Source organism: Micromonospora sp. CB01531, assembly GCF_001905095.1.
GTDB lineage: Bacteria > Actinomycetota > Actinomycetes > Mycobacteriales > Micromonosporaceae > Micromonospora.
Window position 1 is genome coordinate 16,565 of record NZ_LWLS01000058.1, and the last position, 12,794, is coordinate 29,358.

The following is a 12,794-nucleotide window of genomic DNA, read 5'->3' on the forward strand; positions in this document are numbered from 1 at the left end:
GTGACTGGGAAGCCATGATGCACCACCGCCAGCCCGGCCGCACGATGCTCCACCGGTGGTCGGAGCACGCCCTGTTGGCGTTCCGCCGACCCGAGGACAGACCATGAGCACCACTGCGTCCCGCACGGCATGCAGGCGCACTTCCAGGCGGCTTCTCTGAATCCAACGTCCCAGGGATCAGCAGCCAACGTCGCCCCGTGAGCCGGTCGCCGGGGCGCGACCAGCTCGCGGGCGGCGGCCCAGTACGAGGCCCGGTCGCCTGCGGCGGCACCGACGGGGCGGGGCGCCTGCTGCCCCGTCGATGCCCGCTGTGCTCATCGCGACTGCTGCGGACCGCGGCGGGCGTACTTGGCGCGGAACTTCTCCACCCGGCCCTCGGTGTCGAGTAGGCGCTGCTTGCCCGTCCAGAAGGGGTGGCTGGCGGAGGAGATCTGCACGTCGATGACGGGGTAGATGTTGCCATCGGTCCACTCGATCGTCTGGTCGCTGGTGGCCGTGGAGCGGGTGAGGAAGGCGAAGTCGGCGGCGCGGTCGCGGTAGACGACGGGCTTGTAGCTGGGGTGGATGTCGGGCTTCATGCGGGTTCTCCTTCGGTGCCGGTCGGGTCGAGGTCGGCGAGCGGGAAGCAGCCGTTGAGCGGGTCGTCGTAGCTGCGCCAGGTGGCTTCGCCGTCGGCGAGTTCGGCGTCGGTGAGTAGGCAGTTGGTGAGGGTGCGGTGCAGGTCGGCGGGGTCGAGGTCGAGGCCGATGAAGACAAGGTGCTGGTGCCGGTCGCCGTAGTAGGGGTCCCAGTCGAGGGCGGCGGCGAGTCGGCGGTGGTCGGACACCTCGTCCCAGTGCGGGTCGGCGAGGGCGGCCAGCCAGCGGCCGAGGGAGCCGAGGCTGAGGCCGCCGCCGGCGAAGTCCCAGGCAATGACGGTGTCCGGTTGGCTGGCTAGCCAAAGGTGCCCCCGGGACCGGATCACCTCGGCGTTGACCTCCTCGAGGACGTCGTGCAGCCGTCGTGGATGGAAGGGGCGGCGGGCGCGGAATACCACGGACACCACTCCGCAGTCGGGGTGCGGCTCGTGCAGGCCGAGGTTGTAGCCCTCCAACCCGCGGGTCAGGACGCCGGGGGTCTCGGGGCGGTGCCGGCGGGTACCGCGTAGCTGGCGGGTCAGCGCGGCGGCGTCGATGACGTCACCGTCGACCTGCACCTGTGTTGCCCATGGCACCATGCGTTCCAGCAGCATCGACAGCCGACTGGTGTCGTACGCGCCGTCGCGGGACTGTCCCCACAAGACGAGGGTGTCGGCGTATTCGATCTGGCGGACGATGACGTCGGCGAGCCCGCGGTTGTCGTTGTCGGCGGCGTGGATGCCGAGGGTTTTGAGGTCGTCGGTGCTGGCCAGTCCGTCGAGCAGGTGCTCGGCGTCGACGACGGTGACGTACGAGTCGACGTGTAGGAGGTCGGTGATCGGCGCGCCGTCGACGAGGCAGTGCGCGCAGACGGCGGCAACGGCTTCCGGCTCGACCACCTCCGGCAGCATTAGCACTAGGTCGCGGTGCGGGTGGGTGCGCGCCAGCCGGGCGAGGGTCGGCAGTACGTCCTCGCGCAGTGTGCAGGAGACACAGCCGTGCGCGAGCGTGATGCGCTCGTCCTCGAGTATCCCCTCGCTGTCGCGCACGATCCGGTGCACGGTGCCACTGTTGAGGCCGGCGAGGTCATGCCGGATCAGCAGCAACGATGGGTCCGCGGCGAGCAGGCTGCGGGCTACGGCGTACGTGGCGGACGGCCAGAAGCCACTGAGCACGGTCAACGACGGTCGGGCGTCGGACGCCGGAACTCCGGCGTTGGCCGGTGCGAGCGGGGACGTCGACATCACAGTCCTCTCGACTTAGTTGAAAACGATTGCCATTATAGACACGTGGTCGACGGCGAGTGACAGCCGAGGTCTTCTCGCAGGAAAGCGCCAGGGCGGCCCGGCGACGCTCCTGGCTGTCGGTGATCTGCACGTGGCGTCGAGGTATCGCTCGGCTCGTCGGCGCCGGTCTAGGTCGTTCGGGACCCCGGGTGGAGGTCGCACGAGCGGCCACGGTAAAAATGAAAACGATTATCGCTACTGCGGACCGTTTCAGAAGGAGTACTTGTGTCCCGTCACTGTGATGTCACCGGTGCGAAGCCGAGCTTCGGCAACGCCGTGTCCCACTCCCACCGGCGCACCCGCCGCCGGTGGAACCCCAACCTGCAGAAGCACCGCTACTGGCTGCCCTCGGAGCGGCGCTGGGTTCGCCTGACGCTGACCGCCAAGGCGCTGAAGACCGTGGACCGCAAGGGCATCGAAAAGGTCGTCGCTGAGCTGCGCTCCCGAGGGGTGACGATCTGATGGCCAGGCAGACCGACGTCCGCCCGATCGTCCGGCTGCGCAGCACCGCCGGCACCGGCTACACGTACGTCACGCGCAAGAACCGCCGCAACGACCCCGACCGGCTGGTGCTGCGCAAGTACGACCCGGTCGTCCGTCGGCACGTCGAGTTCCGGGAGGCGCGCTGACATGGCCCGCAAGTGCCTCGCCAACCGACAGGCCCGCCGCGCCGACCTGGTCACTCGCCACGCGCAGCGCCGCGCCGAGCTGAAGCAGACCATCGCCCACCCGGACACCGACCCGGCGGTGCGGGACGACGCAGTCCGCCACCTGGCGCAGCTGCCCCGCGACTCCAGCCCGGTTCGGCTGCGCAGCCGGGACGTCATCGACGGCCGACCGCGAGGTGTGCTGACCCGCTTTGGATTGTCACGGGTGCGGTTCCGGGAGATGGCGTTGCGGGGCGAGCTGCCGGGGATCCGCAAGGCGTCCTGGTGACGACGCCACCCACCGCGCCGGAATCCGGATCGACGACGTCGACGCCCCCGACAGATGCGGGTGTAAGAAGGGGAATGACCAGGCCGTAGGCCGCAAGACACAGACCGATTTCAGCGACTGGGAGCAGGGCCGCCGGAGTGGTGTTTGCGCCGGCGGCAGTCTCGACCGCCGCGGTGCTGTCGCCGGCCCTTGTGAACGCCCGTGCCGGTATCGGCGCGGGCGCTCGTCCTTCGCGGCTGCAGACGATCCGAAGCGTAGCGGCCAGCAGGGGGAGTGGTGAGTAACGTCCCGGGCCGGCAAACCGTGACAGGCCGCCGCAGCGGAGCTCCTCGACCGGAACGCGCGGATGGAGGCGCCGATAGCCCCGACGGGGGACTCGGCATGGTCGAGGCACGTCCGGTGGGACAACCCGACGGGGCGTGGCTCCTCGCCCGGCGGGGCCACGAGCCACGCCCCGTCGACAGATCATCCGCGTCGGGCCCGTAGACGCCCGGCACGCTCATCTACAGTGCTTGAGCACGTCCAGGACTAGAGAGACGGCGGGGACGCTGGTGAGCGCGTATTGCATCCGGCCCTGCTGACGGTAGCGGCGTACGAGGCGGGCGTGGCGCAGGTGCCGAAGCTGGTGCGATACGTGCGGGGCGGGTAGCTGCAGTGCGCCCGAGAGTTCGGTGACGCACGCGTCGGCTCGGGTGAGCTGCTGCAGGATGCGGATGCGCGCCGGGTGGGCGATGGTGCGTAGCAGCTCGCTGATGTCCTCGATCGAGGCGGGCTCGGCGGTCACGGTGCGGTGAGGAAGATCGTGCGGAACTCGTCGCGCAGGCGATGCACCGCCAGCGACACGAGCAGGACGGCGGCGGCGGTCAGCGAGATGCTGCCGCCGGCAGCGACATCCCAGAGCCGGGAGAACCACAGCCCCGCGGCGGCGCTGCCGGCACCGAGCGTGGCGGCGAGAGCGGTCATGGGGGCGAGACGGTCGGTCCAGGCGCGGGCGGCCGCGGCGGGGGCGACGATCAGTGCCAGGGCGAGGATGGTGCCGACGGCGGGCACGATCGCGACGACGACGAGGTCGATCAGCAGCAAGAGAGCGAGGTCGAGCAGTCGGACGCGGTACCCGGCGGCGCGGGCGCCAGCGGGATCGAAACCGACGTACAGCAGGTGCCGGCCGCCGACGGCGAGCGCGACCGTGGTGACCGCCAGCAGGGCGACGGTCACGACCAGGTTCTCGGTGGTGACGGTGAGGATCGAGCCGACGAGGAAGGCGGACAGGTCCCGACTGAAACCGTTCTGGGTGGCGACCAGCGCGACGCCGAGCGCGAAGCCGGCGGAGAGGATCACTCCGGTCGCGGCGGTGGCCTCTTGGCCGCGGGTACGTGCCAGCGCGGCGACGGCGGCGGCGGTCAGCAGCCCGGTGACCACGCCGCCGAGGTAGATGTTGATGCCGAGGATCGACGCGGCCACCACGCCGGGGAACGTGGCGTGGGCCATGGTCATGGTGAAGAACGACAGCCGGCGGAGCACGACGTGCACACCGACCAGGCCGGTGAGCACCCCGACGGCGACGGCTTCGACCAGGGCGCGCCCGAACGTGTCTTGCAGTAGCCAGCTCATCGGGTCACCGCCGCAGGCGGGTGCGGCCGGCGGCGGCCGGCGAGGAGGGCGAGCAGGTAGCAGGCCACGAGGGTGAGCACCACCGCGGCGGCGGAGGTGAGCCGGACGCCGTATCGGACGGAGGCGGTCCAGCTGGCCAGCAGGCCCAGGTAGGCGGCGAGGCCGGTGACGGCGGTCGCGATCACGGCCATGGCGGCGAGCCGGTCGGTCAGCAGGCGCGCGGTGGCGGCGGGCACGATGAGCAGGGCGATCACCAGGATGGTGCCGACAGCCTGCACGGCGGCGACGACGACCAGCGCGACGGCCGCGTTGAGCCCGAGATCCAGCAGGGTGAGGCGGTACCCAGCGGTGGCGGCGGCGATCGGGTCGAAGGCTCGAAGGACCAGCGGCCGGGCGGTGACGGCGAGGCCGGTGAGCACGATCGCGGCCAGCGCGGCGGTCTGGGCGAGCTGGGCGTGGGTGACGGTGAGCAGGCGGCCGAACAGGAACGCGGTCAGGTCGCTGGTGTAGGAGTGTTGGCGGGATACGAGCACCACGCCGAGCGAGAACATGGCGGTCAGGAGCACGGCCACCGTGGTGTCGTCGCTGAGCCGCCCCCAGCGGGTGAGCACGGTGAGCGCGACCGCGGTGAGCAGGCCGGCGGCGAGCGCGCCGCCGGCGATGCCGGTCCAGCCGGCGAGGAGGAATCCGATGACCACGCCGGGGAAGACGGTGTGGGTCAGCGCGTCGGCGACGAAGGCCAGCCGGCGCAGGAAGACCAGCACGCTGACCGGCCCGCACACCACGGCGAGCAGGAGCAACTCGGCGAGGGCGCGGCCCATGAACGGCACGCTGAACGGGGCGACGAGACCACTCATGCCGTCACCGACCGGGCCGCACGCCGTGCAGGTCGGCCGCCTGGCTGCCGAAGCCGTAAGCGCCGGGAAGCTCGGCGAGGATCCGTTCGGTGGGGCCGGTGACGGCGCGGCCGCCGTGGATGAGGCAGGCGGTGTCGGCGAGGTCGCGGGCCAGGCGCAGGTCGTGGGTGCTGAGCAGCACGGCGGTACCGGCGGCGGCGAGGTCCCGCAGTTGCGTCACGATGACGTCCTGGCTGGTGACGTCGAGACCGTTGAAGGGTTCGTCCATCAGCATCAGTCGGGCCTGGGCGGCGATGGCGCGAGCGAGCAGGACCCGTTGGCGTTGGCCTCCAGACAGCAGCCCGAAGCGGGTCCGTGCGCGGTCGGCCAGCCCGACTCGCTCCAGCGCGTCCGCGGCGATGGCACGGTCGGTCGCGCGGATCTGCCGTAGCCAGCGGCTGGGCCGGTAGCGGCCCATGAGCACGACGTCGGCGGCGGTGACGGGGAAGTCCGCGTCGAGGGTGTCGACCTGCGGCACGTAGGCCGCCGCGCCGCGGGCCTGCCGCGCCGGCCGTCCGGTGACGGTGATCGTGCCGGCGAGGATGTCGGCGAGCCCGACGACGGCCTTGATGAGGGTGGACTTGCCGGCGCCGTTGGCACCGACGAGGGCGACGATCTGGCCGGGCTCCACCGTGAGATTCACGTCGGTGAGGACGGCGCGGGGCCGGTAGCCGACGCCGGCCTGCGTGAGGTGCAGGGCGGAATCGGCTACCGGCGCCGCGGCGGGTTCAGCCACCGAGGGCTGCCACGATGGTGTCGGTGTTGTGTTCCTCGGCGCCGAGGTAGGTGCCCTGGGGGGTGCCTTCGGGGCCGAGGCTGTCGCCGTAAAGGGCGTCCTCCCCGCCGACCACCTTCACGCCCGCCTGCCGGGCAATCGCCTCGGCGGCCTTGGGCGGCAGGGAACTTTCGCTGAAGATGGCCTTGGTGCCGGTGGCCTTGATCTTCGCCACCAGGTCGTTGATCTGGGTGGCCGACAGCTCGGCGCTGGTGTCCAAGCTAGGGATCACCGCGCCGACGAACCGCAGCTGGTAGCGGTCGATGTAATAACCGAACGCATCGTGGTTGGTGACCAGCTTGCGATCGTCCGCCGGCAGGGCGGCGAACTTGCGCTCGTTGTCCGCGTCGAGCTTGTCCAGCTTCGCCGCGTACGCCTGGAAGTTGGCGCGGTAGGCGTCGGCGTGTCCGGAGTCGACGGTGACGAGCGCCTTCTCGATGTTCTCCGCCATGATCTTGGCGTTGCGGGGGTTGTGCCAGATGTGCGGATCGCCATCCTTCGTCTCCTCGTCACCGGGGTCGCCCTTGCGCAGGGCCACTCCCTGCGAGGTGTCGACGAGAGTGCCCTTGAAGCCGGCCGCGGAGATGGTGCCGTCGAGCCACTCCTCGAGCCCGACGCCGTTCTTGATCACCAGCTTTGCCGCGCCGATCGCCTGGATGTCGGCGGGGGTTGGCTCGTAGTCGTGCGGGTCGACGTTCGGCTTGATGATCTGGGTGACGCTGACGGCGTTGCCGCCGACGTTGCGCGCGAAATCGGCGACCTCGGGCGTCGTGGCGACCACCGCGACAGTGCCATTCTTCGCTGCGGTCGCGGTGCCGGTGTCGGTGTTGGCACCGCAGCCGGCGGCGGCGCCGATCGTCGCTATCGCCAGGACGGTGCCGAGCGTACGGATGGATAGGGTCACAACCGCTCCTTGCTCATTGGATGAGCGGAACGGTAGTCATTTCCAATAAGTGCGTCTAGCTGTCAGGTGCTCATATCAGCACCCGTGCAACCATCGCCGGTCCTACTCGTACGGCTCGGCGGGTGCGGGCATATGTTGCCAGTCCTCCACCTGGAAATAGGGAACATCGGCGTCGTTGACGGGGTCCTTGGCGGTGTGCGGAATCCATCGGCCAGTGGCCCGTACCCAGGTGTTCGCCGGCGCCTGCGGAACCTGGCCACGCAGGCCGATCTTGATGGGGATGCCGTCGGCGGCGCAGCAGGACAGCACGATGCGGACGAGCATGGGCTGGCCGTCCGGCCCGGGGGCGAGGAAGCCGGTCAACTGGATGCGCCGGTCCTGCAGGGTCCGGCCGTGGTCATAGACGGCGCGGTAGCCATAGTCGAGGAGGGTGAGCTCGGCCGGGTCGCCGGGCGGCAGGGGCGGGTAGGCGACCTCCCGGTTGTCGGTCAGGGCGGAGCCGGCACGTGCGGCGGTGTCGGCGCCGAGTGCCGGCGGGACGACGAAGAGCAGAGCGAGCGCCGGCAACAGCAGCAACCATCCGACGCCCGGACCCGAGCGGCCGTGCCCGTGCCCGTCGTCTTCCGGCCCAGCCTCGGGCCGGTTGATATGTCGCAGCTCCTGCAGGAGTGCCACGATCGCGGTGATGACCAGCAGCGTTCCGGCGGCGATGAGGAACGGTCGCAGTCCCTGTTTCACGTAGCGCAGGTACAGGTCGGTGATGCTGGCGCGCAGGATCGCGCCGCCAAGGAAGGCGAGCACCACCGCTTGGGTTCCACGACTCACCAGATCACCGTCCCGAGCGAGGCCGCGACGAGCACGGCGAGGGTGAAGGTGGCTGGTGCAAACCGGACGGCGAACCGCCGGCCGAACATTCCGGCCTGCATGGATATGAGCTTCAGATCGATCATCGGGCCGACCACGAGGAAGGCCAGACGGGCGGTCAGGGAGAACTGGGACAGCGAGGCGGCGACGAACGCATCGGCCTCGGAGCAGATTGAGAGCAGCACGGCCAGGGCCGCAAGCGCGAGCACCGACAGCAGCGGTCGGGCGGCCAGGTCGTGCAGGAGCTGCTGGGGCATGGCGACGTTGATGGTCGCCGCGGCCATAGCGCCCACGACGAGGAACCCGCCGGCGTGGATGATGTCATGCCGGCAGGCGGTCCAGAACGCCGTCATCCGGGGCAGGCCGTCGAGGTGTGCGCGATGTGGCAGGCGGATCCACTCGGTGCGGCCCAGCCGCAGCCACAACCAGCCCATCAGCAGTGCGACCACCAGGCTGGCCCCGCCTCGAGCCGCCACCATCTCCGGGTTACCGGGGAAGGCGACTGCGGTGGCGGTGAGCACGATCGGGTTGATCGCTGGCGCGGCGAGCAGGAACGCCAGCGCCGCGGCCGGGGTGACCCCGCGGCGGATCAGCGACCCGGCGATAGGCACCGACCCGCACTCGCAGCCGGGTAGTACCACGCCTGCCATGCCGGCGACCGGCACGGCGAGGGCCGGGTGGCGGGGCAGGGCCCGGGCCCAGAACGACCGAGGTACGAACACCGCGATGACGGCTGACAGGACCACCCCGAAGACGAGGAATGGCGTCGCCTGCACCATCACCGACACGAAGACGGTCAGCCAGGTCTGCAGGCGCGGGTTTGCCACCAGCGCGCCGATCGGTCGGTGCAGGATGCCTATGAGGATGAGCAGGAAGCACAGCACCTCGGTCGAGCCGACCGCTCGTTCTCGCTCGGGGGCAGCGGGTTGGTCGTCTACGCCGGCCGGGACGGCCGGCGTGACGGGGGCTGCTGGGTCAGTCGTGCTCAGGCGGATCACCTCTCCGATCAACCACAGAATCCTACTGTGATCACCCAGTCACAGAGAGTCCGAAGCGGGTGATGACCGCCCCTTGGGGAGCCGGAGCGCCGCGAATGGGGACCTGTTCGCGGCGCCGATTGCACTGCGGCTCATGATCCCGCTTCGTCGGCGATCAGATTGAGTCCGCCGAACAGCTGCCGCCGACAGCAGGCGTGGGATTCACTGTGACCGCCGGTGGCGGTGGCCCCCGCATCGTTGGCCAGAGAGCACCGTGCCCGGGGCGGTGACCGCGCCCAGGGCGGGGGAGTTCAGGCTCGGCGATGTCCGCCAGCGCCACCTAGCCGTCGACCTGCATCCAGGCGGGCGCCTCGCCAACCGCCTGGAGCCGCGACCCACGACTGCTCCATTTGCTGACCACTGGCGCCCGGTTCGGTGACGGCAGGAGATGTGAACATATGCGCAATGCATAATGGGTTCCGATGTCACGTGACCGCCAGCGGCACGGGGACAGAAAATCGGGCGTCGAGACAGGCGCTGTGACGAGCGGAGACGGCGGACGGTGACCGAGGCAATGTCCAGTGCGACCCGCAATACCCGGCAGCGCGCCGAGGTGCTGGCGCTGCTGCGCGATGTGGAGGGCTTCCACAGCGCGCAGCAACTGCACCAGATGCTCGTCGACCGCAAGGCGCGGGTCGGCCTGACCACCGTCTACCGGACGTTGCAAATGCTGGTGGACACCGGTGAGATCGACTCGACGCGGCTGCCGGGCGGGGATTATCTGTACCGGCGGTGCAGCCAGAGCCGGCACCACCATCACCTGGTGTGCCGGGAGTGCGGGCGCGCGGTCGAGGTCGCCGGCCCTGCCGTGGAGCGGTGGGCCGACCAGGTCGCGAGCCAGCATGGTTTCACCGACGTCGGGCACACCCTGGAGATCTTCGGCACCTGCGGTAAGTGCGCCGCCTGACCGGCGGTTGCCTGGATCAGCAACCCACCACCGTGGGCTCGCTGACCGCCTGCGCTCCCATCCGGAACTCCGGATCGATCTGATCGGTGAGGTCCGCCCCGGCGCGCTCGTTGGCCCACGCGGCGGCGTTGCGCCGGTGGAACTCATGCGCCCACCGGGTGAAGGCCGCCCAGTCCTGCACGGTGTCGTCCACCGCCTCCGCCAGTTGGGCGAGAGCTGCCTGGTTGGCGGGCTCGAGTTCGGCCAGTGGGCAGACCGTGCCCCGTTCCGCTCGGCGCACGTAGCCGGACCTGCTGAACCAGGTCAACAGGTCGCCGCCGATGTGCTCGCGGAGGAACTCCACGTCGCTGGCGTCCTCGATCTTGTTCCCGACCACCGACAGGGCCACGCGGAAGTCGCGGGCGTAGCTGGCGTACTGCCGGTAGACCCCGACGCTGCGCACGGTCGGCTCGCACACCAGCACGGTGCGGTCGAAGCGGGTGAACAGCCCGGAGGCGAACGAGTCCGCGCCCGCGGTCATATCCACCATGACGTATTCGCCGGGCCCGTCGAGCATGTGGTTGAGCAGCAGCTCCACCGCTCCCACCTTCGAGTGGTAGCAGGCCACGCCGAGATCCTCGGCGGCAAACTCGCCGGTGACCGCCAGCCGCACCCCACCGACATCCCGTACGCAGGCGGCGTAGATCGGGTTGTCCTCGATCACCCGCAGCAGCCGCGAACCGCGCCCCGGCGGAGTCGTCTTGACCATTCGATCCGCACTGGTGATGCGCGGGTTGTCGCCGCGCAGGTAGTCCTTGATTGTCAGCAGGTGCTCACCGAGCGGTTTTACCGGCGGCGGCGTGTCCGCGTCCCTGCCGAGGGCGGCACCGAGGTGCTGGTTGATGTCGGCGTCGATGGCCAGCACTGGCAGGCATCGGGCGGCGAGATGGCGGGCGAACAGCGCGGCGAGGGTCGTCTTGCCGCTACCGCCCTTGCCCACGAACGCGACCTTCACCGCTGACACCCTCCCACTCTATTGGAAACCATTTCCATGAGCGCGAGCGTACGCGATGGGTCGTGCTCTCCGGGCGGAATCCGGGCGAGTCACCGCAGCGATTCGTCGTCGGGCGTTCACCACCTTCTCGGCCCGCCGCTACTGCCGGCGCAACACCTCGCCACTGAGCCGCCGTATGGTGCGCAGGGTCGTCGCGTCGTCTCCGGTCACCTCGACCAGAAACAGCAGATGCCGCACGCCGGGAACAGCCGCGGCCGCGTCCACGGCCGTCCGGCACCGCTGCGGCGACCCGACGGGGTGCATGGCGATCAGGCGCTGGACGTACTCGTCGATGTCGGGCGGGCCGGCCGTGGCGCCGTCGAGACGGACGTACTCCCTGGTGCCGGTCAGCAACTCCGGGAGCCGCTCGCGTACCGTCCGGGCTGCATCCGCGTCGGTGTCCTCGATGTGCGCCAGATGGGCGCTGGCGTGCGGCACCTGCGTGCTGTCGTGGCCGTGCGCGGCGGCGACCTGCGTGTACCGGTCGAGCAGCGACCGCTTCTCGGCCAGGTCGGCGTGCAGCCCGAGCAGCAGCGGGAGGCCGTGGCGGGCGGCGAGGTCCACGGTGGCGGGTGAGGTCGCCGCGACCCACGTCGGCACTCGCCGACGGGGCCGGGGCACCACCCGCACCGGCCGGAAGGGGAACCTGCCGTTGCCGGTGACCTGCGCCGCGCCGGACAACCACCGCAGCACGATCTCCACCGCGTCGGCGAAGCCGTGCGTGTAGCGATCCAGGCCGGTGCCGAACACCTCGAGGTCGACCCACGGTCCGCCCCGGGCGACCCCCAACCGAAACCGGCCCCCGGACAGCTCGTCGAGCAGCACCGCCTCCTCCGCCAGGCTCACGGGGTGCCGGACCGACAGCACGCAGGCGGCGGTGCCGACGGTGATGCGGCGGGTCGCCCCGAGCAGGTGCGCGGCGAAGGTGATGGCGGACGGGCACACGCCGTAGGAGATGAAGTGGTGCTCGGCGACCCACACGCCGGCGTAGCCGGCGGCCTCCGCGGCCAGGCCGTAGCGGTGCGCGTCCGCCAGCGCCTGCGCGTGGGTGCCGCCGGCGCGGTGCCCGGCGAGCAGGAACAGGTGCCAGTGGACCTGCTCGCCGGGCCGCGAGCTGCCGGGCGGTTCAGCAGTCACGCAGCTCTGGTGACTGGTTGAGCAGTTGTCCCCGAGTCGAAATGAAACGACGGTGCGTGTCGGAGTCCACGGCACTCAGCCGGAACGCCGCCACCCGGTGGCAGTTCTGGAACGCCAGCTTCACCCCGAAGTGGCGCTCCAGGCTCGCCCGGATGGCATCGCTGGCCAGCGCGCGCAGCAGCTGCCCGCGCTCCGCCTCGGTGGGTGGTGGTACGACGTTGTCGGCGAACTCGGTGTCAGACGTTTCCAGGTCGGCGACCACCCGACTGACGGTGTCCCAGGCGTACGGGAGGGAGTCCCGGACGCAGGCGACGAAGGCGTCGTCGTCCACGGGGCCGGTCTCGGCGGCTTCGAGCAGGGCAGGCGACACGGTGAGAGACATGGTCCTCCTCAGGGCCTTAACGACCATGATTGCCGTTAGCGTTACGATCCGAGCACATCACGTCACCAGGCCCACGTCAACAGTCGGCGCCTGTTCCCGGCCCAGGGTGTTCACCGCTGGTCGTCCTTGCTCGGGTGGGGCGCGGGCGCGTCGCTTGTGCGGCCTGATGCAAGCCGCTGCCGCATGCTCGGTGACATTCGAATCGGAATTCATTATCGTGATCCCGTCCGTGATGTAGGGGGTACATACCTCAGGTGAGGCGGACCCGGCCGGCGGCACGCTCCCCCAGGGCGCACGTCGGCCGCGCCCGTTCAGGCACTTTGTCTCCTCATTGGCTTGACCGTGCAGCTGGGTGCCCTGCTGTCAGATGCCGAACCAGAGATGAAACCGGTTATCATCGCGACGAGCT

16 protein-coding genes are annotated in these 12,794 nt (G+C 70.2%); 4 read left to right on the forward strand and 12 right to left on the reverse strand.

The annotated features are described in order from the left end of the window. Positions 1-314 precede the first annotated feature (314 nt). On the reverse strand, positions 315-578 hold the full coding sequence (locus A6A27_RS09855) for a type B 50S ribosomal protein L31 (RefSeq protein ID WP_073834255.1): 264 nt from the start codon (positions 576-578) through the stop codon (positions 315-317). After that, complete coding sequence (locus tag A6A27_RS09860) at positions 575-1,861, reverse strand: CobW family GTP-binding protein (RefSeq protein WP_073834256.1); 1,287 nt, start codon at positions 1,859-1,861, stop codon at positions 575-577. Before A6A27_RS09860 ends, A6A27_RS09855 begins: the two co-directional genes overlap by 4 nt. Before the next feature lie 267 nt (positions 1,862-2,128). Between A6A27_RS09860 and rpmB the strand changes: the two genes are divergently transcribed. From rpmB to rpsN, 3 genes are read left to right on the forward strand one after another with little or no spacing between them, the layout of a single operon-like run. Continuing rightward, a complete protein-coding gene (gene rpmB / locus A6A27_RS09865) occupies positions 2,129-2,365 on the forward strand; it encodes a 50S ribosomal protein L28 (RefSeq protein ID WP_073834257.1) in 237 nt (78 codons plus the stop codon). Further along, entirely contained in the window at positions 2,365-2,532 is a 168-nt protein-coding gene (gene rpmG / locus A6A27_RS09870; RefSeq protein ID WP_013287204.1) for a 50S ribosomal protein L33, read from the forward strand. The genes rpmB and rpmG overlap by 1 nt, the downstream gene beginning before the upstream one ends. Position 2,533: 1 nt before the next feature. Next, the gene (rpsN, locus tag A6A27_RS09875; protein WP_073834258.1) at positions 2,534-2,839 is read left to right on the forward strand and encodes a 30S ribosomal protein S14; all 306 of its coding nucleotides are present in this window, start codon (positions 2,534-2,536) and stop codon (positions 2,837-2,839) included. 499 nt (positions 2,840-3,338) lie between these two features. On the opposite strand, the gene A6A27_RS09880 is transcribed toward rpsN, so the two are convergent. The 7 genes from A6A27_RS09880 to A6A27_RS09910 all read right to left on the reverse strand — a co-directional run bounded on the left by A6A27_RS09880 (position 3,339) and on the right by A6A27_RS09910 (position 8,896). After that, positions 3,339-3,623, reverse strand: coding sequence for an ArsR/SmtB family transcription factor (locus A6A27_RS09880; protein ID WP_073834259.1), 285 nt, complete (start codon positions 3,621-3,623; stop codon positions 3,339-3,341). Beyond that, the gene (locus A6A27_RS09885; protein WP_073834260.1) at positions 3,620-4,450 is read right to left on the reverse strand and encodes a metal ABC transporter permease; all 831 of its coding nucleotides are present in this window, start codon (positions 4,448-4,450) and stop codon (positions 3,620-3,622) included. The genes A6A27_RS09880 and A6A27_RS09885 overlap by 4 nt, the downstream gene beginning before the upstream one ends. Beyond that, positions 4,447-5,307 carry a metal ABC transporter permease gene (locus A6A27_RS09890; protein ID WP_073834261.1) on the reverse strand — a complete coding sequence of 287 codons (861 nt, stop codon included), beginning with the start codon at positions 5,305-5,307 and terminating at the stop codon, positions 4,447-4,449. Before A6A27_RS09890 ends, A6A27_RS09885 begins: the two co-directional genes overlap by 4 nt. Before the next feature lie 4 nt (positions 5,308-5,311). Beyond that, entirely contained in the window at positions 5,312-6,082 is a 771-nt protein-coding gene (locus tag A6A27_RS09895; protein ID WP_073834262.1) for a metal ABC transporter ATP-binding protein, read from the reverse strand. Next, on the reverse strand, positions 6,075-7,025 hold the full coding sequence (locus A6A27_RS09900; RefSeq protein ID WP_143193959.1) for a metal ABC transporter substrate-binding protein: 951 nt from the start codon (positions 7,023-7,025) through the stop codon (positions 6,075-6,077). Before A6A27_RS09900 ends, A6A27_RS09895 begins: the two co-directional genes overlap by 8 nt. Before the next feature lie 102 nt (positions 7,026-7,127). Then, positions 7,128-7,850: a TIGR03943 family putative permease subunit gene (locus tag A6A27_RS09905; protein ID WP_073834263.1), complete on the reverse strand. Its 723-nt coding sequence runs from the start codon at positions 7,848-7,850 to the stop codon at positions 7,128-7,130. After that, positions 7,847-8,896 carry a permease gene (locus A6A27_RS09910; RefSeq protein ID WP_443189966.1) on the reverse strand — a complete coding sequence of 350 codons (1,050 nt, stop codon included), beginning with the start codon at positions 8,894-8,896 and terminating at the stop codon, positions 7,847-7,849. Before A6A27_RS09910 ends, A6A27_RS09905 begins: the two co-directional genes overlap by 4 nt. Before the next feature lie 544 nt (positions 8,897-9,440). Here A6A27_RS09910 and A6A27_RS09915 point away from each other — a divergent pair. Continuing rightward, a complete protein-coding gene (locus tag A6A27_RS09915; RefSeq protein ID WP_083672528.1) occupies positions 9,441-9,833 on the forward strand; it encodes a Fur family transcriptional regulator in 393 nt (130 codons plus the stop codon). 16 nt (positions 9,834-9,849) lie between these two features. Here A6A27_RS09915 and A6A27_RS09920 read toward each other — a convergent pair whose 3' ends face one another. From A6A27_RS09920 to A6A27_RS09930, 3 genes are all read right to left on the reverse strand, one after another. Beyond that, positions 9,850-10,836 (reverse strand): ATP-binding protein, encoded by a 987-nt coding sequence (locus A6A27_RS09920; RefSeq protein ID WP_241825198.1) that lies wholly within the window; start codon positions 10,834-10,836, stop codon positions 9,850-9,852. Between the two features lie 129 nt (positions 10,837-10,965). Further along, positions 10,966-12,003 (reverse strand): LLM class flavin-dependent oxidoreductase, encoded by a 1,038-nt coding sequence (locus tag A6A27_RS09925; RefSeq protein ID WP_073834266.1) that lies wholly within the window; start codon positions 12,001-12,003, stop codon positions 10,966-10,968. Further along, positions 11,993-12,385, reverse strand: a complete 393-nt coding sequence (locus A6A27_RS09930; protein ID WP_073834267.1) for an SCO5389 family protein — start codon at positions 12,383-12,385, stop codon at positions 11,993-11,995. Before A6A27_RS09930 ends, A6A27_RS09925 begins: the two co-directional genes overlap by 11 nt. Positions 12,386-12,794: the final 409 nt, after the last annotated feature.